The sequence below is a fragment of the Candidatus Villigracilis proximus genome (genome assembly GCF_016717045.1).
Classification (GTDB): Bacteria; Chloroflexota; Anaerolineae; order Anaerolineales; family Villigracilaceae; genus Villigracilis; species Villigracilis proximus.
Genome location: NZ_JADJUO010000008.1, coordinates 39,111 through 62,648, shown reverse-complemented (window position 1 = coordinate 62,648; position 23,538 = coordinate 39,111). Strand labels below are relative to the sequence as shown.

General features: G+C 48.7%; 30 protein-coding genes and 2 pseudogenes. 17 read left to right on the top strand and 15 right to left on the bottom strand.

The window, feature by feature from the left end; translation table 11 throughout:
* The first annotated feature begins 4 nt into the window (after positions 1-4).
* The 12 genes from IPL71_RS10195 to IPL71_RS10140 all read left to right on the top strand — a co-directional run bounded on the left by IPL71_RS10195 (position 5) and on the right by IPL71_RS10140 (position 10,028).
* Positions 5-610 (top strand): alcohol dehydrogenase catalytic domain-containing protein, encoded by a 606-nt coding sequence (locus tag IPL71_RS10195; RefSeq protein ID WP_345321267.1) that lies wholly within the window; start codon positions 5-7, stop codon positions 608-610.
* Positions 591-722 (top strand): hypothetical protein, encoded by a 132-nt coding sequence (locus IPL71_RS10190; RefSeq protein WP_345321265.1) that lies wholly within the window; start codon positions 591-593, stop codon positions 720-722. Before IPL71_RS10195 ends, IPL71_RS10190 begins: the two co-directional genes overlap by 20 nt.
* Positions 713-1,033 carry a zinc-binding dehydrogenase gene (locus IPL71_RS10185; RefSeq protein ID WP_345321263.1) on the top strand — a complete coding sequence of 107 codons (321 nt, stop codon included), beginning with the start codon at positions 713-715 and terminating at the stop codon, positions 1,031-1,033. Before IPL71_RS10190 ends, IPL71_RS10185 begins: the two co-directional genes overlap by 10 nt.
* Before the next feature lie 49 nt (positions 1,034-1,082).
* The gene (locus IPL71_RS10180; RefSeq protein ID WP_345321261.1) at positions 1,083-3,188 is read left to right on the top strand and encodes a DUF8728 domain-containing protein; all 2,106 of its coding nucleotides are present in this window, start codon (positions 1,083-1,085) and stop codon (positions 3,186-3,188) included.
* 234 nt (positions 3,189-3,422) lie between these two features.
* Positions 3,423-3,839, top strand: coding sequence for a hypothetical protein (locus tag IPL71_RS10175; protein ID WP_345321259.1), 417 nt, complete (start codon positions 3,423-3,425; stop codon positions 3,837-3,839).
* On the top strand, positions 3,805-5,352 hold the full coding sequence (locus IPL71_RS10170; protein WP_345321256.1) for an acyl-CoA carboxylase subunit beta: 1,548 nt from the start codon (positions 3,805-3,807) through the stop codon (positions 5,350-5,352). Before IPL71_RS10175 ends, IPL71_RS10170 begins: the two co-directional genes overlap by 35 nt.
* 23 nt (positions 5,353-5,375) lie before the next feature.
* Positions 5,376-6,884, top strand: coding sequence for an acetyl-CoA carboxylase biotin carboxylase subunit (gene accC, locus IPL71_RS10165; protein ID WP_345321525.1), 1,509 nt, complete (start codon positions 5,376-5,378; stop codon positions 6,882-6,884).
* Between the two features lie 87 nt (positions 6,885-6,971).
* Complete coding sequence (locus IPL71_RS10160) at positions 6,972-7,469, top strand: acyl-CoA carboxylase biotin carboxyl carrier protein subunit (RefSeq protein WP_345321254.1); 498 nt, start codon at positions 6,972-6,974, stop codon at positions 7,467-7,469.
* On the top strand, positions 7,469-7,786 hold the full coding sequence (locus tag IPL71_RS10155) for a CYTH domain-containing protein (protein ID WP_345321252.1): 318 nt from the start codon (positions 7,469-7,471) through the stop codon (positions 7,784-7,786). The genes IPL71_RS10160 and IPL71_RS10155 overlap by 1 nt, the downstream gene beginning before the upstream one ends.
* Positions 7,783-8,073 (top strand): hypothetical protein, encoded by a 291-nt coding sequence (locus IPL71_RS10150; RefSeq protein WP_345321251.1) that lies wholly within the window; start codon positions 7,783-7,785, stop codon positions 8,071-8,073. Before IPL71_RS10155 ends, IPL71_RS10150 begins: the two co-directional genes overlap by 4 nt.
* Before the next feature lie 80 nt (positions 8,074-8,153).
* The gene (locus IPL71_RS10145; RefSeq protein ID WP_345321249.1) at positions 8,154-8,921 is read left to right on the top strand and encodes a methyltransferase family protein; all 768 of its coding nucleotides are present in this window, start codon (positions 8,154-8,156) and stop codon (positions 8,919-8,921) included.
* A 3-nt stretch (positions 8,922-8,924) separates the two neighbouring features.
* Positions 8,925-10,028: a saccharopine dehydrogenase family protein gene (locus tag IPL71_RS10140; protein WP_345321248.1), complete on the top strand. Its 1,104-nt coding sequence runs from the start codon at positions 8,925-8,927 to the stop codon at positions 10,026-10,028.
* Here IPL71_RS10140 and murI read toward each other — a convergent pair.
* The 11 genes and pseudogenes from murI to moaC all read right to left on the bottom strand — a co-directional run bounded on the left by murI (position 9,997) and on the right by moaC (position 15,717).
* Positions 9,997-10,818, bottom strand: coding sequence for a glutamate racemase (gene murI, locus IPL71_RS10135; protein WP_345321246.1), 822 nt, complete (start codon positions 10,816-10,818; stop codon positions 9,997-9,999). The genes IPL71_RS10140 and murI overlap by 32 nt on opposite strands.
* A gap of 30 nt (positions 10,819-10,848) precedes the next feature.
* Positions 10,849-11,301 carry a DUF4442 domain-containing protein gene (locus IPL71_RS10130; protein WP_345321244.1) on the bottom strand — a complete coding sequence of 151 codons (453 nt, stop codon included), beginning with the start codon at positions 11,299-11,301 and terminating at the stop codon, positions 10,849-10,851.
* Positions 11,302-11,321: 20 nt separating this feature from the next.
* The gene (locus tag IPL71_RS10125; protein ID WP_345321243.1) at positions 11,322-11,954 is read right to left on the bottom strand and encodes a gamma-glutamyl-gamma-aminobutyrate hydrolase family protein; all 633 of its coding nucleotides are present in this window, start codon (positions 11,952-11,954) and stop codon (positions 11,322-11,324) included.
* 58 nt (positions 11,955-12,012) lie between these two features.
* A complete protein-coding gene (rplS, locus tag IPL71_RS10120; protein ID WP_345321241.1) occupies positions 12,013-12,360 on the bottom strand; it encodes a 50S ribosomal protein L19 in 348 nt (115 codons plus the stop codon).
* A gap of 111 nt (positions 12,361-12,471) precedes the next feature.
* Positions 12,472-13,638, bottom strand: coding sequence for a beta-ketoacyl-ACP synthase II (gene fabF / locus IPL71_RS10115; protein ID WP_345321240.1), 1,167 nt, complete (start codon positions 13,636-13,638; stop codon positions 12,472-12,474).
* Between the two features lie 219 nt (positions 13,639-13,857).
* A pseudogene (locus IPL71_RS10110) lies at positions 13,858-14,253 on the bottom strand (GNAT family N-acetyltransferase); the annotation flags it as partial.
* Entirely contained in the window at positions 14,208-14,438 is a 231-nt protein-coding gene (locus tag IPL71_RS25885) for a GNAT family N-acetyltransferase (protein ID WP_514130763.1), read from the bottom strand. The gene IPL71_RS25885 and the pseudogene IPL71_RS10110, both read right to left, overlap by 46 nt.
* Positions 14,404-14,688, bottom strand: a complete 285-nt coding sequence (locus IPL71_RS10105; protein ID WP_345321239.1) for a molybdenum cofactor biosynthesis protein MoaE — start codon at positions 14,686-14,688, stop codon at positions 14,404-14,406. Before IPL71_RS10105 ends, IPL71_RS25885 begins: the two co-directional genes overlap by 35 nt.
* Positions 14,573-14,902 (bottom strand): molybdenum cofactor biosynthesis protein MoaE, encoded by a 330-nt coding sequence (locus IPL71_RS10100; protein ID WP_345321237.1) that lies wholly within the window; start codon positions 14,900-14,902, stop codon positions 14,573-14,575. The genes IPL71_RS10105 and IPL71_RS10100 overlap by 116 nt, the downstream gene beginning before the upstream one ends.
* A gap of 21 nt (positions 14,903-14,923) precedes the next feature.
* A complete protein-coding gene (locus IPL71_RS10095; protein WP_345321235.1) occupies positions 14,924-15,172 on the bottom strand; it encodes a MoaD/ThiS family protein in 249 nt (82 codons plus the stop codon).
* Between the two features lie 68 nt (positions 15,173-15,240).
* A complete protein-coding gene (gene moaC / locus IPL71_RS10090) occupies positions 15,241-15,717 on the bottom strand; it encodes a cyclic pyranopterin monophosphate synthase MoaC (protein WP_345321233.1) in 477 nt (158 codons plus the stop codon).
* A gap of 44 nt (positions 15,718-15,761) precedes the next feature.
* Between moaC and IPL71_RS10085 the strand changes: the two genes are divergently transcribed.
* Positions 15,762-16,526, top strand: a complete 765-nt coding sequence (locus IPL71_RS10085; protein WP_345321231.1) for a segregation and condensation protein A — start codon at positions 15,762-15,764, stop codon at positions 16,524-16,526.
* A gap of 88 nt (positions 16,527-16,614) precedes the next feature.
* Here IPL71_RS10085 and IPL71_RS10080 read toward each other — a convergent pair whose 3' ends face one another.
* Both IPL71_RS10080 and IPL71_RS10075 read right to left on the bottom strand, forming a co-directional pair.
* Positions 16,615-17,943, bottom strand: a complete 1,329-nt coding sequence (locus IPL71_RS10080) for an FAD-dependent oxidoreductase (protein ID WP_345321229.1) — start codon at positions 17,941-17,943, stop codon at positions 16,615-16,617.
* The gene (locus IPL71_RS10075; RefSeq protein ID WP_345321227.1) at positions 17,918-18,241 is read right to left on the bottom strand and encodes a VanZ family protein; all 324 of its coding nucleotides are present in this window, start codon (positions 18,239-18,241) and stop codon (positions 17,918-17,920) included. The genes IPL71_RS10080 and IPL71_RS10075 overlap by 26 nt, the downstream gene beginning before the upstream one ends.
* Before the next feature lie 173 nt (positions 18,242-18,414).
* On the opposite strand from IPL71_RS10075, the pseudogene pabB reads away from it, so the two are divergent.
* The 3 genes and pseudogenes from pabB to IPL71_RS10060 form a co-directional block, all read left to right on the top strand.
* A pseudogene (gene pabB, locus IPL71_RS10070) lies at positions 18,415-19,370 on the top strand (aminodeoxychorismate synthase component I); the annotation flags it as partial.
* A gap of 51 nt (positions 19,371-19,421) precedes the next feature.
* Positions 19,422-19,976 (top strand): aminotransferase class IV, encoded by a 555-nt coding sequence (locus IPL71_RS10065; RefSeq protein ID WP_514130765.1) that lies wholly within the window; start codon positions 19,422-19,424, stop codon positions 19,974-19,976.
* Positions 19,897-20,091 (top strand): aminotransferase class IV, encoded by a 195-nt coding sequence (locus IPL71_RS10060; protein ID WP_345321523.1) that lies wholly within the window; start codon positions 19,897-19,899, stop codon positions 20,089-20,091. Before IPL71_RS10065 ends, IPL71_RS10060 begins: the two co-directional genes overlap by 80 nt.
* A gap of 352 nt (positions 20,092-20,443) precedes the next feature.
* Here IPL71_RS10060 and IPL71_RS10055 read toward each other — a convergent pair whose 3' ends face one another.
* The gene (locus IPL71_RS10055) at positions 20,444-20,575 is read right to left on the bottom strand and encodes a hypothetical protein (protein WP_345321221.1); all 132 of its coding nucleotides are present in this window, start codon (positions 20,573-20,575) and stop codon (positions 20,444-20,446) included.
* 273 nt (positions 20,576-20,848) lie between these two features.
* Positions 20,849-21,271 carry a hypothetical protein gene (locus tag IPL71_RS10050; RefSeq protein ID WP_345321219.1) on the bottom strand — a complete coding sequence of 141 codons (423 nt, stop codon included), beginning with the start codon at positions 21,269-21,271 and terminating at the stop codon, positions 20,849-20,851.
* Positions 21,272-21,519: 248 nt separating this feature from the next.
* Between IPL71_RS10050 and IPL71_RS10045 the strand changes: the two genes are divergently transcribed.
* Positions 21,520-23,538 (top strand): thioredoxin domain-containing protein, encoded by a 2,019-nt coding sequence (locus IPL71_RS10045; RefSeq protein WP_345321217.1) that lies wholly within the window; start codon positions 21,520-21,522, stop codon positions 23,536-23,538.

Below are 23,538 nucleotides of genomic sequence, written 5' to 3'. Positions count from 1 at the left end.
TGATATGAAAACTGTCCTCTTTTATAAGCACGGCGGCCCGGAAGTTCTTGAATACACTGAGTTTTCTATGCCTGCACCCAAAGCAGGTGAAGTCCTCGTACGTTTGCACGCTGCGGCACTTAACCGCATGGATATCTTCGTCCGCAACGGTTGGCCGGGACTAAAGCTGGAATTACCCCACATCAATGGCGCAGACGGTGCAGGAGAAGTAGCAGGCCTGGGGACAGATACAAACGATTTTGAAATCGGCGACAGAGTCGTCATCAATGCCAATATTGGCTGTGGAGAATGTGAGTACTGCTTAAGTCAGCGGGATAATCTGTGCTCCAATTGGCATTTGCTGGGCGAAACGATCCGCGGAACATATGCTGAATATATTTGTGTGCCTGAGCGTCAACTCTTCAAATTGCCGGAAGATTTTGATTTCCATGCCGAGGCGGCCAGCGCATTGGTCTATCAAACCGCATGGCATTCAATGGTCAAGCGCGGGGAGATAAAAGCCGGAGAAACAGTGGCAATTGTCGGCGCGGGAGGAGGGCGTAAATTCCGCCAGTATCCAAATCGCCAAATATCTTGGCGCGCGCGTCGCTGTGATCGGGTCAAGCGTTAAAAAATTAAAAAATGCAGAAGCGCTCGGCGCAGACATCTTAATCGACCGCTCGCAAAACGAAGATTGGGCAAAGGCTTTATTTATCGCAAATAAAAACGCGGCATGGATGTAATTGTGGATAATGTGGGAACTACTTTTCCGCTCAGTTTACGAGCGCTCAAAAAAGGCGGACGCCTGCTGACCGTTGGAAATAGCGGCGCACCGCGTTTTGAAATTGACAATCGTTTTATATTCGCCAAACATCTTTCGATCATCGGCTCCACCATGAGCACACTTGCAGATTTTAGTGAAGTGATGAGTTTGGTGATCTCAGGTAAACTCAAGCCTGTCGTGGACAGCACATTTCCGCTTGAAGAAGCCGCCGCTGCTCAGGAAAGATTATGGAACGGCGAAAACTTCGGTAAAATCACACTCCATATTTAATAGGAACCGGTAACGGGCTTTCTCGAATGCCTGTGCATAAAAAATAAAAATGAATTTCTTAAAACGATTCTCTCTTTTTGAAAGCCTATTGATCGCGGTAATTCTTGGCACTCATCTTTATGCCGCTTTTTCAGACGCATATAACTTTCCAAACAATTGGTTTACGCGCGACGATGCGTATTATTATTTTAAGGTCGCTCAAAATATTACGCAGGGACTCGGCAGCACCTTCGACGGTATCAACTTATCCAATGGGTATCATCCGTTATGGATGATCGTTTGCATTCCGATCTTTGCCCTTGCCCGTTTTGACCTGATCCTGCCGCTGCGTGTTCTGCTGGTAGTCATGGCGCTCTTCAATGCCGCAACTGCGGTATTGATTTACAGGTTGGTCAAGGAAAACCTGTCACTTTCGGCGGCTTATCTCGCCGCTTCATTCTGGGCATTTAATTTAAATATTCACGCCACAGTTTACGAAACCGGCCTTGAAACTCCACTCGCCGCTTTTACGATCGTACTTTTCATTTACAAACTTTCACAATTTGAAAAAGAATGGCAGCCCAAAGGAGCAAAACCAGTCACTGCACATCAAATCAGTCTGCTGGCGCTGATTGCGGTCATGGTTATGTTTAGCCGCCTGGACCTTGTTTTTATCGCAATTCTAGGCGGGCTTTGGATCATCCTGCGTGGCAGCCCGGTCCGTTTTCTTGCACCGCTCGATATGGTCATTATTTTCATCTCAATGACCTTCTCTGTCGCGATTCGCACAGGACTGGACACCTACAACAGCACCTATGCCGCATCAGCCGTGGAAGTTACCCTCATCGCGATGGGAATTAAACTCAGTGTTCTCTATTTTTTGGGAGCATACCAACATCCACGTACAAACCCGATCTGGAAAATCATTCGGCAAACTTTATCCGCGCTTACGATAAGTACCGTGTTGATCGCCGGCATATATCTCATTCTTTCCCGGTTTGGAATTGGAGAAAGTTTTCCGCGCAGCGCCTTTCTCCTTGATTGGGGAATCAGCGTCATACTCATCCTTGCCGTTCGTCTCGCCGCGCATTGGTTTGGCAATGAGAAAATAAAAATTGAATTGCAACAACCAACACCCATGACAGAATTTCGATCCAATTGGAAAAACTGGTTCTCAGAAGCGCTGATCTATTACGGAATCGTCGGCGGCGCGCTTGCCTTATACATGCTGTACAACAAACTCACATTCGGCACAAGCAGTCCGGTCAGCGGGCAGATCAAACGCTGGTGGGGCTTGCTCAAAAACACAGTCTACGACTACCCCGCATCAAACTGGCCTTCCTTCTTTGGCATCAACTATCAGTGGGTATACGACGCCTGGAAACCTGCATCAAATCTATTAATACCGGTTGCCAAACTACTGCGTCCGATCTACCCTGGCGCTGACACACTTGACGAACGCTACTACATCGCCATGCTGTTTTTTTCAATCGTGATCCTCATCCTTTTATTTGCCAACGCCCGTCAAACCCTGCGCGCATTTTCAAATATGGCGCTCATTCCATTAATAGCAGGCTGTGGATTGCAAATTTTCTCATACACCACCACCGCGTATGGCGGCGCAAAAGAATGGTACTGGGCAAGCGAAATGATATTGATCGTACTGATCGGCAGCCTTCTGTTTCACCTTGTTCTACGACCGATAACAAAGAAAATAAAAAACACCCGCCGTATATTTGAATTTGCATCACTTGCGCTTTGCGTTTCTCTAGCCTACACCCACACAACTTACATTGCTGCCATCATGCGCCACAACTATTACCCCGAAAGTCAATCTTATATGGAAGTCGCCACTTACATTGAAGAGAATACACCGCCCGGCGCAATTATCGGCATGACAGGCGGTGGAAATGTAGGGTACTTTATTCGAGACCGCACCATCGTCAACATGGACGGACTGATCAACAGCCATGAATATTTCCAGGCACTGCAAAACGGAGAAGCCTCTCAATTCCTCAGCGAACGCGGCATGACCATCGTCTTTGCAAACACACGCCTGCTCAAACAACCGCCCTACTTTGGTCAATTCGATCCATACCTTGAAAGCTACACCGTTTACGGCGGAAAAGGATTGCTGTATCTCTGGCCGGAGCCGAAATATCCACAACAAAAATAGTGAGGGATGGCTTCGCCGCCAGATTCCCCTCCAAAGCAGATTTAATTTCACCTCCAGTATGCTTCGTCCTCAAACAACGCATCATCCAGGCCGATAACCTGCTCCTGTTTCGAAAAAATATCCCAGCTTCAATATTTGCCCTTCAGGATTTCAATTAACTATTTTGATGATCAACAGAAAAAGACCTGCAAATTTTTTTACCCGCCATACAATTATTTTGACGAAAGAAAACCAATGAACAAATTACCTTTACGAGTAACCCTCCTGCTATTGATGGTGTTATCCCTAACAACATGGAATGCCCTGCGCCTGTGGACTTCCCTTGCGTGGCAGAATGTTTTAAACGAGTTCTCAGTACAGCCATCACCCATGGTCACAGCGAGCAGCGGCGCATTTTGGGTAATTACAGGTATCATTCTCGTCTGGAGCATTTTGCAGAAAAAAGCATGGGCCACGAAACTGCTGATCGGGGCCGCAGCAGGCTACACCGTCTGGTATTGGACCGAGCGGTTCGTCTGGCAAAATCCGCATCCAAACTGGTTATTCGCTGTTATAGTAAATCTGGCAGTAATTATTTTCATCCTGTTCAATATAAAAACATTGTCGAGAGAGGCTTATGAGCAAAAAATCGAAAATCCAACAGTTAACTGACCTGAAAGCACAGTCACGCCTTGGCGGCGGACAAGCCCGCATTGATGCGCAGCACAAGAAGGGACGCCTGACCGCCCGTGAACGCCTTGATCTACTATTAGACAAGGGCTCCTTCCGCGAAGTGGACGCTTTCATCGTTCATCGCACACATGACTTTGGGTTGGATGAACAAAAATTTATCGGTGACTCTGTGGTGACCGGCTGGGGCACGATCGAAGGCCGCCTTGTGTATGTGTACTCACAGGATTTCACAGTCTTTGGCGGAAGCCTGGGTGAGGTACACGCCGCCAAGATCTGCAAGATCATGGATATGGCAATGAAAAACGGCGCACCGATGATCGGTCTGAATGACTCAGGCGGCGCGCGCATTCAGGAAGGCGTAGTGGCTCTCGCAGGCTACTCTGATATCTTCCTGCGTAACACAATGGCTTCGGGTGTCATCCCGCAAATTTCGGCCATTATGGGGCCATGCGCCGGCGGCGCAGTTTACTCTCCGGCGCTGACTGATTTTATTTTCATGGCGCGTGATACTTCCTATATGTTTGTTACCGGTCCCGATGTTGTAAAGGCAGTAACTCACGAAGAAGTAACGCAGGAAGAACTGGGCGGCGCGAGTGTGCATTCTGAAAAATCAGGTGTGTGCCATGTCGCCGCTGACAGTGAAGCAGACACCTTGTATCTCATCCGCAAACTGCTCGGCTTCCTGCCGCAAAACAATATGGAAGATGCTCCTTTCGTTTTAGGTGACGATCCTTTGCGAATGGAAGAGGCACTAAATACCATCGTCCCTGATGATGCGAACAAGCCTTATGATATTAAAGAAGTTATTAATATGATCATGGATAACGGACAGTTTTATGAGATCCATGAGAATTATGCGCAGAATGTTGTTGTAGGTTTTGCCCGTTTGGGCGGACACTCAATTGGCATCATTGCCAATCAACCTGCAGTATTGGCTGGCGTACTCGATATTGACGCAAGTGAAAAAGCGGCACGTTTTGTGCGCTTCTGTGATGCGTTCAATATTCCGATCATCACCTTTGAAGATGTGCCCGGCTTCCTGCCCGGAACCTTCCAGGAACATCACGGCATTATTCGCTCCGGCGCAAAACTGCTTTACGCCTATTGTGAAGCGACAGTCCCCAAGTTGACAGTCATCACACGCAAGGCATACGGCGGCGCGTATTGTGTTATGTCATCCAAGCACATCCGCAGTGATGCAAACTTCGCATGGCCGACAGCCGAGATCGCCGTCATGGGACCTGACGGTGCAGTAAATATCATCTTCCGCAAGGAACTTGATGCCGCTGAAGACCCCATCCAAAGGAAGGCTGAACTGGTGGCGGAGTATAAAGAGAAATTTGCAAATCCTTATGTCGCTGCACAGCGTGGATATATTGACGATGTGATCGAGCCGAAGGAAACCCGTCCGCGCCTGATCAATGCGCTGGAAATGTTAAGCAACAAGCGTGATGGAAATCCAGCCAAGAAACACGGAAACATACCGTTATAAATATGAAAACAAAAAAATCACTCATGTTTACAAAAGTTCTGGTTGCAAATCGCGGCGAGATCGCGGTGCGTATTATTCGCGCCTGCCGTGAACTTGGCATTGGGACGGTCGCTGTGTTTTCAGAAGCAGACCGTAACGCACTGCACGTCCGCTATGCAGATGAAGCCTATTTGATCGGACCTGCCCCCTCACGCGAATCATACTTGCGGGCCGACAAGATCTTTGAAGTTGCAAAAAAATCCGGCGCGGATGCGATCCACCCCGGGTATGGCTTCCTCGCTGAACGCGAAGATTTCGCTGCAAGATGCGCAGAACTGGGCATTACCTTTATTGGACCAAAACCTTCTTCCATTGCGGCGATGGGAGATAAAGGCAAGGCACGCGCCACGGTGATCAAAGCCGGCGTGCCGGTTGTGCCCGGCACGGAAGATGTTGGCAACATGACCAACGATGATCTTCTGCGCATCGCTCCGACCATCGGATTTCCATTGCTGATCAAAGCCACTGCGGGTGGCGGCGGAAAAGGCATGAGAGAAGTAAGAAGCCTGGAGGAAATGCCGACCCTGCTTGCGTCCGCGAGACGCGAAGCGGAATCCGCTTTTGGTGACGGGAATGTCTATCTTGAAAAATTAATTGAAGGCGCGCGTCATATCGAATTCCAGATCATGGCGGATTCGTTTGGCAACGTGATTCATCTGGGCGAGCGTGAATGTTCCATTCAACGCCGTCATCAAAAACTGTTGGAAGAATCACCCTCATCTTTTATTGATGATGAACTGCGCGAGAAAATGGGAAGCATTGCCGTAAAATCTGCACAAGCTGTGGATTATGTCAACGCAGGCACGATCGAGTTTCTGGTGGACAAGGATCGCAATTTCTACTTCCTTGAAATGAACACACGTTTGCAGGTGGAACATCCCATTACAGAGATGGTCACCGGCGTGGATATTGTCGCCGAGCAGATCCGCATCGCGCGTGGACGACAACTAAGCTACACCCAGGAACAGATCAAATTTAACGGGCATGCCATCGAGTGTCGTGTCAACGCGGAAGACCCCTTCAACGGCTTCATGCCGTCCACAGGGCGTATTACACACAGTCTGCTGCCCACCGGCCCCGGTGTGCGCGTGGATACAGGTGTTTATCCCGGCTTCGAGATCACGCCTTTCTACGACCCGATGATCGCCAAACTGATCGTTTGGGGTGAAACACGCGCACAGGCCATTCTGCGTATGCGCCGCGCACTGGAAGAATATCGCATCGTCGGCGTGCGCACCAACATTCCATTCCACCAAACATTGATGGATTCACATCGCTTCATGGGCGGACAGTTTGACACGCGCTTCGTGGAAGAACGATTCTCAATGGATGATGCGATGGAGTCACGCACGGAGAACCTTGAAATTGCAGCCATTCTCGCCACACTGGTTGCTCATCAACAAAGCGAACGCAATGCAAACATTGTCCGCAGGAACGAACGCGATACAAGCAACTGGAAATGGGTTGGCCGCTGGGAACGTATGCACCGCTAATGATTAGCGATTTTGGATTTGCGATTAGTGGTTAAGTAACCTGAACGATTTTAGAGGTCGTGCAAAAACCACGATTGAGGTTAAATAATGAAATATATTACAACGATTGACAACAAGGAATTTGAAATTGAGATCGTGGATGAGAGTCACATCCGCATTGGTGACCGCCTGCTTGAAGTTGACTTTGAATCCGTAAGCGGACAACCCGTCTTTTCACTGATCCTCGATGGCAAATCATACGAGTCTTTTGTATATCAGGGCGAGGAAGATTGGGAAGTTCAGATCCGCGGCAGACAGTACCAGGTCAAGATCGAGGATGAACGGGAAAAGCGTCTGAAAGCCGCAGCAGGCGGAGGGTCCGTGGAAGGAGGCGAGTTCCATCTTAAAGCGCCGATGCCGGGTCTTGTCGTCTCCGTTCTCATTAATGAAGGCGAAGAAGTGAAAAAGGGACAGGTCATGCTGATCCTCGAATCCATGAAGATGCAGAACGAACTCAAGGCCCCGCGTGACGGCATCATGGGACGTGTGCGCGTCAAGGCCGGCGAGAGCGTGGAACAAAGACAAACCCTGTTGAGCGTGCATTAATGAACAGCCAGGAAATTGAAGTTAAGTTTTACGTCCGTGATTTAAAAAAGATCGAATTGCGCCTTCTTGATTTGAAGGCGCAATTGATTCAACCCCGCGTGCATGAAATCAACTTTCGCTACGACCTGCCCGATGGAAGCATGAGAACCAATGGCCGGGTACTGCGATTAAGACAGGATACAAATGCCATTCTGACCTACAAAGGCCCAAGCGAAATTGTGGATGGAGTATTCTCACGCACAGAACTGGAAACCACAGTTGGTGATTTTGAAACTACCCAGCGTCTTTTAAAGCATTGGGATATGTTCAGATCATGATCTATGAAAAGTATCGCGCCACGTACGATCTAAATGGCTGCCACATTATGCTGGACGAACTTCCATACGGTGACTTCGTTGAAGTTGAAGGTACAGATACATCAACAATTCGCATGGTCTCATCCCAGCTCGAATTAAATTTTGAAGCAGCAGCCGGTGCCGGGTATTCAAGAATATTCGATAATTACAATCTCAAGTATGGGCTTCCCCCCAGTGATCTGACCTTTGAGGCGCTTGGCGAAAAGAAACCCACTCCCGAAGAATTGGATCTGCGCATTGCAGATTAATACAAGCCTTCAGGATGGTTTAAGTCAGATTTTCGCTTGACAGCGCCCAACAAAATACTATACTCCGGCTGGAGGCAAAAATGGAATCAAATGGTTTCGATGCACTTGCCAGACACGTTCCTGAATTAAACTCAACGGGTGGAAAATTAAAGATCATCCTCTATGCACTGGGATTGTCCGCATTGGTGACAGCTTACTTTCTCGTCTCCGACAATATCCCCACCTGGAGCATAGACAGCGAGATCATCATCAGCGCCCTGGGATTTCTCATCCTCAGTTTCTTCTTCTCCCGCAAGCAAACCTACAAAGAAAAATATAAAGAACTCGCCTATCGCAACGCCTTTGCTCATTTTGCAATCCCCGGCCTTGCACTCATCTTTAGCGCAGTAGCTCATGCCGGCTACATGAATGGTCCATTTGTGCCTGTAGGCTGGTGGACCGTTGTCTTTTCTGCACTGGGCTGGTTCATGGTCGGCATCGGTACATTATTATGGATCCGGAGTGTATTCACATTTGGCGTGGATAATCTCATGCTTTTATACGTCTACCATCCCGAAGAGGGTCACATTGTCACCTCAAGTATTTACAGCATTCTACGTCACCCGATCTACGCCAGTGCGCTGCGCATTTGGGTTGGGCTTGCACTTCTAAACGGTAATGCAAACTCGATCATCTTCACGATCTTTGTGCCGCTCGGGCTCACAGGCTGGATCCGCCTCGTGGAAGAAAAGGAATTGATCGAACGCTTTGGCAAACCGTATCTTGATTACAGAAAACAAGTCCCTGCTTTTTGGCCGCGCTTACAAAACACGGGGAAATTTTATAAATTTCTTTTCACAGGGAGATAAAAAATGTCAAAGATCCTGATCCTGGGCGGGTATGGATACACTGGAAAGTTTCTTACCAAACATCTGCTCGCTCAAACTGATGTGGAAATCATCATTGCCGGCCGCAATCTGGAAAAAGCAAAATCCTTTGCGGATGAATTGCACGACTCACGCGTAAGCGCAAGACAAGCCGACGCAGCCGATCTCACCAGCCTGACACAAGCGCTTCAAAACGTGACCTTATGCCTGGTCGCCGCCCCAACTACTCACCACGCTGAGACAGTCGTCCGCGCGTGCATCGATGCCCGCGTGGATTATCTCGATGTGCAATATTCATCCAGCAAATTAAAAGCCTTATACGATGCACAAGAAGAAATAAAAAAAGCCGGTCTGTGCTTCATCACCGAAGCAGGCTATCACCCCGGCCTGCCCGCTGCACTGATCCGCTATGCCGCGCAAAAATTGGATATTCTTGAATCTGCCATCACGGCCGGCTATCTCAACATGCAAAACCTGCCCTACACCGAAGCCGTGGACGAACTCATGGAAGGCTTCATCGAGTATCAGGCACAGGTCTATAAAAACGGCGCATGGACAAAACCCACAGCATGGGATTCGTGTAAATTCAATTTTGGTGATGACATTGGAGAACGTACGGCCTATTCCATGTTCTTTGAAGAGCTGCGTGACATACCAAATATGATCCCGTCCCTTAAAGAAACCGGTTTTTATATCTCAGGTTCAAACTGGCTCTCAGACCTCATCATCACTCCATTAGTTCTAGTGGGACTCAAACTCGCGCCCAAACGCGGCATCCGTCCGCTGGGAAAATTAATGTGGTGGGCCATGGGGAAAACAAAGCCGCCGTATCTGGTGGCTCTCAAAGTGGAAGCCAAAGGCAAATTAAACGGCAGCCCGGCCGAAGTCCACGCACGAATCGCGCATCCCGATGGATACGAACTCACCGCAATTCCCGTTGTCGCGTATCTAAAACAATATCTTGACGGCACATCGCGCAAGGACGGCGTCTACATGATGGGGCATATTGTTGAACCTGTAAGATTGTTTGATGATATGCAAAAAATGGGCGTACAGGTTATCGAGTCACTCGACCTTCTTCCCACGTGATCGACTCAACATCAGCATTCATTCCCAACAACAAAGGCAGCAGGGATTTCATTGAGTCAGAATCACCGGAAGTAAAAAATCGGATTTCAGACATTTCACTACTCTGATTCAGATTCCCCCCCGCCTCAAGCAAACGTTTAGCCTGTCTCGCCACCGATGGGGCCGGGTCGATCACCCGAACATGTCCACCCACGATCTGCTCGATCAGCGGAATCACAAACGGATAATGGGTGCAGCCCAAGACAACAGTGTCTATATTTTTTTCAAGCATGGGGAGAAGCGCATCTTCTAAAATGATACGCGTATCATTGGTAACCAACTCCCCTTTTTCAATTTGACCAACCAGTCCTGGACAGGTGTGTTGAAATAATTCAACACCTGCGCCAAATCTTTCAACCACTGAAGCATACAAAGCGCCTTGAAAAGTTGCGGGCGTTGCCAGCACACCAACCTTGCCCGTTTTTGTTATCTCAGCCGCAGGTTTAACTGCCGGTTCCATACCAACAAATGAGACATCAGGAAACTGGCCGCGCAGATACGTTAATGCAGCAGCGGATGCGGTATTACAAGCCACAACGATCAGCTTGCAATTTTGCTCAAGTAAAAAGCGTGTAATGCCTTCTGAGAATTTCTGTATCTCCCCCATCGGACGTGGACCATATGGCACATGCCCCTGATCGCCAACATACACCATATTCTCTGATGGCATCAAAGCCCGGATCGCCCGCAGGACAGAGAGTCCGCCGACACCTGAATCAAATACACCAATTGGATTTTTTGTTGATTTCATTTGACAATCATACTACGGGAAAATGCTTGACTATTGCGGCAATTTTCGGCGCACATAAAGCAGTTTTTCAACCTGAGCCACAACCTGCCCCTGTTCATCTATCACATCCACGGAAAATACCGGTTCAATCTTCCCGCCGCCATCCGCAGCAGCGCGGATATCTTCGATCTTCTCCTGTGAAATTTGAAACACCGCTTTCACGGTTCCGCGCCCCGGGTTGATAAATTTAATGCTTGCGGCCTTATCCCACACAATGTAATCAGAGCCCAGTCCGCGCATCATGATCAACATAAACCATGGGTCACACATTGCATACAGGGAACCGCCAAAATGCACACCAACAATATTCCGGTTGAACGCAGTTAATTTCATTTCAACATGGATCGTGTACTGATCAACATTACGGGAACGTATTCCGGCTCCAAAAAGCGGCGGATAAAAATTTACAAGTCTTTCACGGAGACGAAACAGGAAGGAATTCACTTCTTCTCAAAGAAACCCTGTTAAATTAACATTCTATTTTGCAGAGGCATCCACACTTCTGCCAATCCATCGGGAGCGTGACCCACCACGCGCAATCCGGGGGCAATATCCTTTAAGCCTTGATGATGCAGACTGTTCACATTCAACAGAGTTTCGCCAAATATTTCAGCAGAGCGGGAAGACTCGTCCACATTCACCGGGTGGACGATTGTCTTGCGCAAATTTCCGGGGTAATCATGATCGATCGCGCCTTTGAGTTGATCAATGATATGTGTGTAAAGGGTTCCGCCCAAAGCAATATTCATCACCTGTGCGCCGCGGCAAATTCCCAATAAAGGTTTGCCATCGCTCACCGATGCGCGCATCAAACTGATCTCAGTAAAATCCCGCGCATTGTCCACGCCATCAATTCTCGGGTGGGGAGATCCGGGAAAATAATCCAAAGAGACATCCCCGCCGCCAGTAAAGAGGATCCCATTTAGTTGGGAATACAACTGTTGCAAATCCTCTTTAGGCAAAATGGAAGGGATCGGGATCGCAACTCCGCCGGCGTTGACGACAGCATTTATATAGGAATGCTGAACTACCATCGTGGGATGCCCGTCAGAATCTTTGCCGTTGCGTGTCGTAATTCCAATCAATGGTTTTGGCATGTGTCTGCTCCTTGAAAACAAAAAGGGCGCTGATTGGCGCCCTTCTTTTGGATATTGATTAGTCGAACTTCTGCTTGAGGCGCGCGCTCTTTCCTGTGCGGTCTCGCATGAAGTACAACTGCGCACGGCGGACTTTGCCGTGGCGTTCCACCACAATCTTGTCGATGCGCGGAGAGCGGAGCAGGAATGTGCGTTCCACACCCACACCATTGCTGGCCATGCGACGCACTGTTACAGACGCGTCGTTGCCGCTCTTGCGAAGGCGGATCACAATTCCCTTGAATTCCTGAATACGCTCGCGGTCACCTTCTTTGATCTTGACGTGGACGCTGACCGTATCACCGGGATTCAATTGTGGGATTTTCTCATTAATTTTGGCCTCAACGGCCTTAATAAAGTCTGTCATTTTCGCTCTTCCTTACGTTTTATATTTGTTTAGATTTCTGAAATGCGACTGCGAAGTATAGCACGCATTTTCTGATATCACAAGACTATTTTGGTTTTTGAGTCGCCAATTTTACGCGTATTTTCTGACCGCCAAAACAGCATTGTGTCCGCCAAAACCAAACGCATTACTGATCGCGAGCGAGATTTTAGCCTCACGCGACTTGTTGGGAATGTAATCAAGGTCACATTCAGGGTCAGGCGTTTCATAGTGGATCGTGGGCGGCAAAATACCTTCCCGAATAGCCTGCACGCAGAAGATCGCCTCCAGCGCGCCGGTTGCGCCCATCATGTGCCCTGTCATGGATTTGGTGGATGAGATCGGGGTTTTGTAGGCCAGATCACCAAAGGCAGATTTTACGGCGCGCGTTTCGGCTTGATCGTTTAGAAGAGTCCCCGTGCCGTGCGCATTAATATAGCCTACATCCTGCGCATTGGCTTTGGCAGAAGCCAGCGCCATGCGAATGGCAGAGGCACCGCCCGCTCCATGTTCGTGCGGAGCAGTCACATGATAAGCATCGGCTGTTGCGCCATAGCCCGCCAATTCAGCAAGGATGTTTGCACCGCGCGCCTTCGCATCCGACTCCCGCTCAAGTACCAGCACCGCAGCGCCTTCACCCATCACCAATCCATCACGATTTTTATCGAAAGGCTGCGGGGTCATTGAATAATCATTGTTATTGCGAGACATCGCCCCCACGCGGTCAAACGCAGCCACACCCGTGGATGTGATGGTGGCTTCCGAAGCACCCGCCAGCGCAGCATCGATCATACCTGTGCGTAACATCATCAATGCCGTACCAATGCCATCAGAGCCGGAGGCACAGGCAGAGGCTACAGAAAAACAAGGGCCTTTGATTCCAAACTCAATCGCGGTCATCCCTGCACCGCCATTTGCCATCAACATCGGGATCAAAAACGGACTGACCTTGCGCGGACCTTCCGTATGATTCATCAAAATAGCTTCCTGCAAGGAATGTAGCCCACCGATCGCGGAAGAAATAATAACACCGACACGGCCGGCATTTGAATCTGTGATCTCAAGACCGGAGCTGAGCAAAGCCTCACGCGCCGCCGCCACTGTGAATTGCTCAAAGCGATCACGCCGACGGGCTTCTTTTGCGTCCATAAAGTTTTCGGGTTTAAACCCTTTTACTTCGGCGGCAATATGCACCTGCAAAGGAGATGAATCAAAGAGCGTGATCGGCCCAACGCCCGATACCCCAGATACCAAATTCACCCACGTCTCCTGCACATTCAAACCAAGAGGATTAACTGTTCCCCATTCCTGTAATTACGATACGCTCCTGCATTTCGCCTCCGATGATGATTTTTAAATTTATAAGTTATGCGCAAATTCGCAAGCAATTAAGTGAAGACTTGATGGTATTTTGCGGCAATCTGTAAAACCCCAAAACACAAAAAACGTGACGCCTGACTAACAGCGCATCAAGCGCCCTCAAACCTGCTCACCCAAAATAGGCATTATCTCCCTTAGATTTTCCCGCCACTCCCGCTGCAATAAGCCGTAATGATATTCACTGTAATAAACGCCATTGATCAAATAACTTTCCAGAAAATGGGCTTCTCTTCGAAATCCGAGTTTTTCCAGCGCCTGATAGGAAGCGACATTCTCCACATCACAATCTGCCGCGACACGATGCATATCCAGATCATCAAAAAGATATTCCAACAAACTTGGAATTGTCTCGGTAATATATCCTTTGCGCCAATATTTGGCGGCAAGCGTAAACCCGATTTTGGCCTGTCGAAGATCGTCTTTTTTTACATAACAACCCAGATCGCCGATCAACTCATCCGTGGATTTAGGCGCCACCGCAAACTGGATCCAGCCGCCCTGTTTAGGGGATTTTGCTTTCCTTCATCGGAAATAACAAAAGCCTCTGCCTTCTCGCGCGGATACGGAATTCCCCAGCCTTGATATTTTGCAACAACTGGATCATTCCGATACGCAAAGAATGTCTCAAGATCTTGATCTATAAAATTACGCAGGGTTAACCGCTCTGTTTGCAGATACATCCCTACTCCCCGGCTTGGGAATGTACTCTCCCTCCACCCACTCCGCCCCGCCGAGACCAATCTCTTTTTTCCAGACAGGCACGATCTCTTTCAAACGGTCTATGCCATAACGCGCCGCATCAAACACACCCGTATCACGATGTGCCGCCGTACAGGCGATCAACACCGTTGGCGTTTTTGGGATACAACTTCCCAATGCGCTGAACAATTGCAATGCCTTCGATGACAGGCCAGCGTTCGCGGATCTCATCTGCGACCTGTTTCATCTTCGCCTCAGCCATCGGGACGTATGCCTCGTATTCAAGGTATTCTGTATCGTGCGCATCGCCGCGTTTGGTCTCACCGCGCACCATACCTGTAAAGATGGCCGCCGCGCCCGTGGATGTTAACGTAACCTGAGCCAGCAAATCATTTAAATCAATTTCAGATTCGGTAATGGAGTAAACAGTTGGGAAAGATGACATATCTTCAAGTCCGTAAATATTTTATCCGCCAGATACAGGCGGGAACATGCCGATCTCAGCATTTTGCGGCACAACAGCTTCATCAAATGCATACTCACGATTGATGGTGATCAACACAGATTTCATGGATTCTTTCAAGTTCGGATAATCCGCCGCCAATTTATCTTTAAGGCCTTGAATGGTCAGATCCATGGGAATATCAAGATCAAGAGTTTTCACTCCTGCCCGGTCACGAATGGTAGCAAAAAATAAAAGTTTTATACGATTCATTTAAAGTCCTTTTGTCAATAAGTCAAAGTCGACAGCAAGATTTGGACTTTTGACCTTTGACAGAATTCTTATTCATTCACCACATCACCCGATTGCCCGCCATGCTTTTCAAGCAGACGAATGTTCTGAATGCGCATGGTCTTCTCGGCGGCTTTTGCCATATCGTACACCGTCAGCGCAGCGACAGAGACTGCGGTCAGCGCTTCCATTTCGACGCCGGTTTTGCCGGTCACTTTTGCAGTGGCGGTAATGACAACACCCGGAAGAGATTCGTCGAGCACGAGGTCTACATCCACTTTTGAAAGGAAGAGCGGATGACATAACGGAATCAGCTCCGAGGTCCGTTTTGATGCGCTGATTCCGGCGATCTGTGCCACAGTCAAGACATCCCCTTTTTTGATCTGACCGTCGCGGATCAGTTCAAAAGTTTCCTGCTTCATGTGGATTTCACCGCGTGCCACAGCAGTTCTCTCGGTATCCGGCTTCGCGCCGACATCCACCATGTGAGCGCGGCCCTGTTCATCAAGATGAGTAAGTTTTGACATGGGCAGGATTATACACTGGGTATAATTCGCGCGCTATGGAAAACATGTTAGGACATCAAATCACCGGCTACAAGGTGCAGACCTCTGTTTACGAAGGTCCGCTTGACCTTTTGCTAAGCCTGATCGAACGCTCTGAATTAAATATCACCGCCATTTCGCTTGCGACTGTAACGGATCAATATTTATCATATTTGCACGGGCTTGAACAAATGAAGCCCGATGAAATTTCGTCGTTTCTGGTGATCGCGGCCAAACTGGTGCAGATCAAATCAGAAGCATTATTACCGCGCCCGATCGAGCGTGAACCGGGCGAAGAAGACCCTGGCGTTGAGCTGGTTGAATTGTTGATCCTGTATAAACGCTACAAACAAATTGCCGGATGGCTGGTGGAACGACAGGAAAATAATTTACGCACCTATCTGCGCGTTGCTCCGCCACCAAAAGTGGAAGCGAAACTTGATCTCTCGAACCTGACACTTGAAGGGTTACTCGCTGCCGCTGAATCTGCTTTCTCAAAAGGCAAGAAAAAAGAAGCGCTCGGCACGATTATTTCCGCGCCGCGAATCACCATCCGCGAGAAGATCGATTTCATCACCAAAACGATGAAGCACATTCAGCGCATGTCATTCAGCGGACTGATCACCGATAAATCCACGCGCATTGAAATTGTGGTCACGTTTTTGGCCATGCTTGAGTTGATCAAGCGCTATCATATCTCGGCAGTTCAAAATGAATTGTTCGGAGAAATTGAGTTTGAGAAAATGGGCGATTGGAAAGATGACGAAGAGATCGAAATTGAGTTTGAGTAAGGTTAGTAATAAGTGAGAAGTGAAAAGTAATAAGTGAGAAGTAAAAGGCAACGCGGATGTAACGATTACGTTACATCCGCGTTTTTTATCACATCATTTCTTCGGCGGCGGCGATACCTGATAAATAAGCGCCGTGTACCGTGGCGGGATATTTCCGTGAAGTGGCTTCACCGGCAAAATATAAAACATCGTCCACGGGTTCTGCGAGCAGGTCATAATCTTTCCGCTGGAGAAGGGCGGTCTTCATCGCGCCGGTGATGATCTCATCATCAGAAAGTTCTTCAAGCGCAAACCCTTTTGAGCCGCCATGAAAAGCCATCAGAACAGGCTGGCCTGTATATGGCGTGAAATTCAGCCAGTCGCACCACTCACCAATCTCCTCGCCAAGATACCCGATCATCTCGATCTCTTCATCCCAAAACACTGCGGGGAATTTCAAATAGACTTTATTAAGCACGCCCATATTCAGACGATCAATGGCAGACTGTTTCGACTCAGGCAGCGGCGGATCAAACTTAACTGTGGCCTGCTTCAACACCCCAAGCGGAAGTGTAACGACAGCCTGATCCCCGCTAAACAACCCTGACGAAGTTTCCACATCCACACCGTCTGCGCCATAGGAGACGCCGGTCACTTTTACATTCAAGCGGATATCCAAGCCTTTCGCAAGTCCGTCTGTGATCTGGTTGTATCCACGTGGAAAGACAACGTCCTTACCGCCAAAGATTTCATCCTGATCCCACTCCCACAGTGAGAGATCATCAGGGTCCGCGCCGTATTCGAGAGCGGTTTCCTGTTGAATGTAAAAACTCAATTGATGCAATTCTTCATTAGAAAGACTCCAGCGGGATACAACCTTGTCAAAGGCCTGCTGCAAAGACATGTCATTATCTGTATCCTCCTGCATCACTTCAACTTCAGCATAAATCGTCTCAAACATCTGCTCAATATCCGTATATTCATCATCAGACATTTCATGCCCATCAAGATCGTATAGCACACCATTTTCATAATCGGTGACAACGGTTTCAGCGCCGAACTCCTTCGCCAGATCAGTAATGGGATTACCCTTCACACCGTGGATCCATGATGCGCCCAAGTCGAGCGGCAAACCAAGCGAGGAATTTGTCCACATGCGGCCACCGATGCGATCACGTGCTTCGAGGACGATCACGCTCAGTCCGCTGTCAACCAGTGTGCGGGCGGCGGCAAGGCTGGAGATTCCCGCGCCAAGGATAATGACATCCGCTTCGCGCGGACCTGTATCAGATTGGGGAATGTTTGTTGGCATGGTATCAGGCTCCTCGGTCGGTGAAAGATGCGGGGTTTCAATTAATCCACAGGATAATGCAATCGCGGAAGCAGTCCCAATGGATGCAGCTTTTAAAAAGTCACGTCTGGTTATTTTCTTTTTCATCTTTTCTCCAAAAATTAAAATGTAACCACAGCAGAATAAGCGCGCCCAGGTTATCGAATACGACTACATCATAGACCGAGGCACTGCGCCCCGCGACAAATGATTGGTGAAACTCATCCGTTGTAGAATAAGCGACTGCCATCAACCATGCGAGCCAATAACGTTTTTTATCATATTGGAAAAAATGCAAAAACGACAGCGCCAGCAGACCATAACCAATCGCATGACTCGATTTCTTTATAAAATAATCCCAGCCGAGGAAGTTGGGTAACTCATCACCAGACTGTGATGAAAACAAAAAATCACGACCATAAGAAAAAATGCCGGAACCCAGCGCGGTACAATTGAGAGGAATTTATTCATTTTGAGGCTGCCTTGATCCAAAAAGACGAAGTTTTATTGAAGCACAATAACGAGTGGCTGCATTTTGCAAATCCGCATCAGATTATAAGCGCGGAAAATATTAATGATGTGCGCAAAGCATTGCGCGAGATCGAAAGACTGATCGAGACAAATAACTGGCACGCGGCAGGATTTATCAGCTATGAAGCCGCGCCAGCTTTTGACAACGCCCTGCATGTTTTGAAGTCTGAGGGCTTTCCACTTTTGTGGTTTGGCTTGTATTCCGAACCAAATCACATGGAGACTTCGGAAGTCTTTTCTGACGAATTAAAATTGGGAGGATTTCAACCAGACTTCCGAAGTTTCGATGCGCGTGAAAGTTACAACGCCGCGATCGAAAAAGTGAAAGATTACATCGCGCTGGGAAAAACCTATCAGGTCAACTACACCATGCGTCTGCAATCAGAATTCAGCGGAAGTGAATGGGACTTATTCTCTACGCTCGCGCAGACTCAAAATAAATACGCGGCGTATATGGACACTGGCCGCCATGTGATCTGCTCTGCATCACCTGAATTATTTTTCAAACTGGATGGTGACAGAATTTATAGTCACCCGATGAAAGGCACAGCCCAGCGCGGAAAAATCACCAGTGAAGATAAAACGCAGGCCGAATGGCTGCACAATTCCATCAAGAACCGCGCCGAGAATGTCATGATCGTGGACATGATCCGCAATGACTTAGGACGCATCGCAGAAGTTGGAAGTGTGCAGGTGCCAGAGTTATTCACAATTGAGAAATACCCCACCCTGTTTCAAATGACATCCACTGTGCAAGCCAAGACTCACGCATCGCTTGATGAAATCTTTTCAGCGTTATTTCCTGCGCATCGATTACCGGCGCGCCCAAAGTCAGCACGATGAATATCATCGCGGAGTTGGAAACCACGCCGCGTAAAATTTACACGGGCAGTATTGGCTATATTTCGCCAAATCGCAAGGCACAATTTAATGTCGCCATCCGCACCGCATTAATTGACAGGGAAACGCAAAGCTTGGAATATGGAGTCGGCGGCGGCATTGTCTGGGATTCAACCAGCGCAGACGAATACAGCGAGGCTCTGCTCAAGGCCCGTGTGCTGACAGAACCTCCGCTGGAATTTTCGTTAATCGAAACCCTGTTGTGGACTCCCGCCGACGGTTATTTTCTACGCGAGAAACATCTCGAACGCATCCGCGATCCGGCTGAGTATTTCGGGTTCGTTTTTTCGCAGGATATTTTTGAAAGTTATCTGAATAAACTCGCCACAGGATTTCAGTCTGCGCGCCGGGTGCGTATCTTGCTTGATCGTGACGGAACCTTAAGCGCGGAAGATAAACCACACCAGGAGAACAAGCCAAATTTCACAGTCCGCCTGGCCGATGCGCCCGTAGACTCAAGAGACCGGTTTCTCTTTCACAAAACCACGCGCCGCGAAATTTACGAAATTATGCGTGCGCCGCATCCGCTGGCTGATGATGTTCTGCTTTACAACGAGCGCAGCGAGCTGACAGAATTCACCATTGGCAATCTGGTCGTTGAGTTAAACGGCGAACTGGGTCACGCCGCCCATTTTATGCGGATTACTCGCCGGCACACTTCGAGCGCATCTGCTGGAAACAGGAAAAATCAAGGAACGCGTAATCCATAAAGATGAATTGACGCACTGCACAAAAATATACCTTGTCAATTCAGTTAGAAAATGGGTGCGTAAAAAAAAATTCATAAAGGAAATTTGCGACCTTTGGCCTTGTCAAAATTACTGAAGCAGCGTTACGGAAATCTAGGTCGAGCCGTCACCCGAGTCAGCGCCTACAACATGACAACAACCTGTTTCCGCTGGCGTCTCCGTAAATGCCAGCGTGAGCTTTTGCAGAAAGGTGATCGCCAGTCGAAGTATCTTCCTCGTAACCTTGGCGGAAAATTCATCCTGTTGAACTTTCAATACATCATCTGAAATGCTCGGTTTGGTTTGAAAGTTAGCAACATCCTAGGATCGCCGTGATGACTCGGTTGGTCGCTGCCCACGGAAATTTGAATCGCCGCCAGCGGGAATATTCTGACCGTCCCATCGGTTCCCGCCGTCACAGTTGTAACCGGGGGTGAGTTTCTCCACTATCATCGGGAACCGCAGTCGCATTTGGCCATCGGGCACTTAAAATCATTATCCCCGCCGCCCATCACGGTCTGACAGGCAAGCGAAGCCACGACAAGAGCAACGATGGCAAGAAAAGTGCTGTATTTCTTCATTTTTGTTCTCCTTTGGTATAAGATGTTCAAATTATAGTGATTCCACAACAGAAGTTAATCCCCCATACAGTATAATTTTCACAAACAAAACACCAATTCCCCTTTACACCTGTTTTGGGTCCCCGGCACGGGCCAGTTTTTGACCCCAGGCGGCATTCGCGTCTTCCAACGGCACATGCATACGCACTTATCCACGGGCGGCCCAGGGAAAACAGAGTCTCAAAGGGAAAATTTCCGCATTTATATCTGCGGCGAGAACGTTTCTTTTCTCGATCAGAGCATAAGCATAACTCCAAGCGCCATGACGAGCATCAACACACCAATTCCCCAGGCGGTATATTGCGCACTCCGGTGTTGATCCATGCCAAGTATTTCCACACCCTCATGCTCAATAACATACAGCCTTTCAGAGTCATACCAAACCTTAACCGGCTGTCCCACCAACCCTTCCAGTTCTATTACCGGGCAACGGCTTGCCCAGGCATTCGGATTTTTCTTTGCGCGGCAGGTTAAGGTCACACCGCTTTGGGTTTGGAAACTGGCTTCGTACCCCCAATTCTTTTGTTTTGTAACAGCCATCACCCAGGCGGTTTCGTCCGTAAGCGCATCCTGACTGGGCAGCCGGGTGGCGTAAATAAAGTACCCTGCGATGGAAAGAAAAACGAGCATAACAACGATCGAAGTAATTTTCTTCATCTAAATCCTTTTATATCTTGAGATATAAAGCATTCAACATTTTTAATGAAAAACATCGGGGTTGTTTCTTATCACAATATACCCGAACTTTATTCGGTTATATTACACAGCAAGAGAAGATACGTCAAGAAATGCATGGTAATCGCCCAACCTCACAACCGATTTCAAAAACAAACAGTCCTCAACTCTACAACAGCATGGACTATAATTTTAGAAACAACTTCAAGAACCATACTTAAAGGTGCCTCATGTCCAATCATTTGATCAACGAAAACTCCCCATATTTGCTTCAACACGCAAACAACCCCGTGGACTGGTATCCCTGGGGCGAAGAAGCTCTGTCCAAAGCCAAAGCAGAAAATAAACCCATCTTTCTGAGCATAGGGTATGCCGCATGTCATTGGTGCCATGTAATGGCTCATGAGTCTTTTGAAGATGAAAAGACCGCGGAATTCATGAACGAGTTCTTCATCAACGTCAAAGTGGATCGTGAGGAACGCCCCGACATTGACGGTATCTACATGCAAGCCGTGATCGCCATGACAGGCTCCGGCGGCTGGCCGATGTCTGTCTTTCTTTCGCCTAATCTCAAACCTTTTTACGCGGGCACATACTTCCCGCCGGTGCGCCGTTACAACATGCCCGCCTTCAAAGATGTTCTGTCGGGTCTTGCAAATGCGTGGAAGAACGACAGAAGCGAAGTTGAAAAAGTCGGTGAGCAGATCATCGGTCACCTGCTGCGTCAAAACAAAAACGAAAAGAACGACCTGCTCACAAGCGAACATTTTGCCGCCATTGCAAAATCAATCGCCGGCTCCTACGATTGGGGATTCGGCGGCTGGGGTGACGCGCCAAAATTTCCGCAGGCCATGGCAGTCGAATTCATGCTTCAGCATGATTCCGCAACCGGAAAAAATGAGCACATCAAACTCATTCAACATTGCCTGCAAACAATGGCACGCGGCGGCATGTACGATGTGGTCGGTGGCGGCTTCTCGCGTTACAGCACCGACAAATTCTGGCGCGTGCCGCACTTTGAAAAAATGCTTTACGACAACGCCCTCCTCGTCCGCGCTTATTTGCATGCGTGGCAGGTTACAAAAGAACCTCACTTCAAACGCATCGTTGATGAAACGCTCAGCTTCACCATGCGCGAAATGACTCACGAACAAGGCGGATTCTTTTCCTCGCTTGATGCTGATTCAGAAGGCGAAGAGGGAAAGTTTTATGTCTGGTCGCTTGATGAAATTCGCGAAACACTCAAAGAAGATTCAGATTTTTTTGAAGCGGCGTACGGAATCTCCGCAGGCGGCAACTGGGAGGGAAAGACAGTTCTCCAACGTGTAGCAGATGACTCCGCCCTCGCCGCGCGATTCAAACTTAACGTTGAAACTGTTCCCGTCAAACTGACAGAATCTCATTCCAGGCTTTATACCGTCCGTGCCTTACGCATTCGCCCCGGCACCGACGACAAAGTCCTCACCGCCTGGAACGGACTCATGCTCGGAGCCTTCGCCGAAGCCGCAAGAATTTTCGAGAGCAAAACCTACCTCTCCGTGGCTACACGCAGCGCGGAATTTCTACTGACGGCGCTGCGGCCTAATGGTCAACTGCGGCGTGTGTGGCGCAATGGCGCAACAACAAACGCCGTTTTTCTCGAAGATTATGCCGCTCTGATCTTAGGTCTGCTTGAGTTATATCAAACTGACTTTAACAACAAGTGGTTCACATCTGCGGTTGAGTTGACTGATGAAATGATCGAAAAATTCAACGACCCCGACGGCGGATTCTTTGACACACCGCATGATGGCGAGACATTGTTAATCCGCCCGAAGGATATTTCTGATAACGCCACACCTTCAGGAAATGCACTGGCCTGCGAAGCTCTGTTAAAATTGGCTGCATACACAGACAATGGAAAATATCGCGATCTCGCAGAACAGGCGCTGGCGATCATGGGCGACTCTGCGCTGCGCTATCCGCTTGGGTTTGCGCGCTGGCTGTCAGCGGCGGAAAATGCGCAGGGGAACATGAAGCAGGTTGCAGTGTTGGGCGAAGCGGGCGAGGAAAATTTCGAGCGTTTGCTCAAAGTCGTTCGAGCAGAATACAGACCGGGCGTGGTGGTGGCCGCTTCCCCTTATCCCCCACCTGAAGATGCGCCGGCATTATTGCAAGACCGCGCATTGATCGATGGAAAAGCGACGGCCTATGTTTGCGAAGGCTTTGTGTTTGCAAGCAGCCAACCACTACCGAATGGAAATATTTGA

Coding starts and splice junctions, on each gene's coding strand:
- IPL71_RS10095 (WP_345321235.1), bottom strand. CDS start 15,172: ATGAATCGTATAAAACTTTTATTTTTTGCTACCATTCGTGACCGGGCA.
- murI (WP_345321246.1), bottom strand. CDS start 10,818: ATGAAATCAACAAAAAATCCAATTGGTGTATTTGATTCAGGTGTCGGC.
- IPL71_RS10050 (WP_345321219.1), bottom strand. CDS start 21,271: ATGAAGAAAATTACTTCGATCGTTGTTATGCTCGTTTTTCTTTCCATC.
- IPL71_RS10125 (WP_345321243.1), bottom strand. CDS start 11,954: ATGCCAAAACCATTGATTGGAATTACGACACGCAACGGCAAAGATTCT.
- IPL71_RS10195 (WP_345321267.1), top strand. CDS start 5: ATGAAAACTGTCCTCTTTTATAAGCACGGCGGCCCGGAAGTTCTTGAA.
- IPL71_RS10055 (WP_345321221.1), bottom strand. CDS start 20,575: ATGAAGAAATACAGCACTTTTCTTGCCATCGTTGCTCTTGTCGTGGCT.
- IPL71_RS10145 (WP_345321249.1), top strand. CDS start 8,154: ATGGAATCAAATGGTTTCGATGCACTTGCCAGACACGTTCCTGAATTA.
- IPL71_RS10100 (WP_345321237.1), bottom strand. CDS start 14,902: ATGTCATCTTTCCCAACTGTTTACTCCATTACCGAATCTGAAATTGAT.
- IPL71_RS10150 (WP_345321251.1), top strand. CDS start 7,783: ATGATCTATGAAAAGTATCGCGCCACGTACGATCTAAATGGCTGCCAC.
- IPL71_RS10080 (WP_345321229.1), bottom strand. CDS start 17,943: ATGAAAAAGAAAATAACCAGACGTGACTTTTTAAAAGCTGCATCCATT.
- IPL71_RS10175 (WP_345321259.1), top strand. CDS start 3,423: ATGAACAAATTACCTTTACGAGTAACCCTCCTGCTATTGATGGTGTTA.
- accC (WP_345321525.1), top strand. CDS start 5,376: ATGTTTACAAAAGTTCTGGTTGCAAATCGCGGCGAGATCGCGGTGCGT.
- IPL71_RS10160 (WP_345321254.1), top strand. CDS start 6,972: ATGAAATATATTACAACGATTGACAACAAGGAATTTGAAATTGAGATC.
- IPL71_RS10180 (WP_345321261.1), top strand. CDS start 1,083: ATGAATTTCTTAAAACGATTCTCTCTTTTTGAAAGCCTATTGATCGCG.
- IPL71_RS10045 (WP_345321217.1), top strand. CDS start 21,520: ATGTCCAATCATTTGATCAACGAAAACTCCCCATATTTGCTTCAACAC.
- IPL71_RS25885 (WP_514130763.1), bottom strand. CDS start 14,438: ATGTATCTGCAAACAGAGCGGTTAACCCTGCGTAATTTTATAGATCAA.
- rplS (WP_345321241.1), bottom strand. CDS start 12,360: ATGACAGACTTTATTAAGGCCGTTGAGGCCAAAATTAATGAGAAAATC.
- IPL71_RS10140 (WP_345321248.1), top strand. CDS start 8,925: ATGTCAAAGATCCTGATCCTGGGCGGGTATGGATACACTGGAAAGTTT.
- moaC (WP_345321233.1), bottom strand. CDS start 15,717: ATGTCAAAACTTACTCATCTTGATGAACAGGGCCGCGCTCACATGGTG.
- IPL71_RS10155 (WP_345321252.1), top strand. CDS start 7,469: ATGAACAGCCAGGAAATTGAAGTTAAGTTTTACGTCCGTGATTTAAAA.
- IPL71_RS10170 (WP_345321256.1), top strand. CDS start 3,805: ATGAGCAAAAAATCGAAAATCCAACAGTTAACTGACCTGAAAGCACAG.
- IPL71_RS10185 (WP_345321263.1), top strand. CDS start 713: ATGGATGTAATTGTGGATAATGTGGGAACTACTTTTCCGCTCAGTTTA.
- IPL71_RS10105 (WP_345321239.1), bottom strand. CDS start 14,688: ATGAGATCCGCGAACGCTGGCCTGTCATCGAAGGCATTGCAATTGTTC.
- IPL71_RS10085 (WP_345321231.1), top strand. CDS start 15,762: ATGTTAGGACATCAAATCACCGGCTACAAGGTGCAGACCTCTGTTTAC.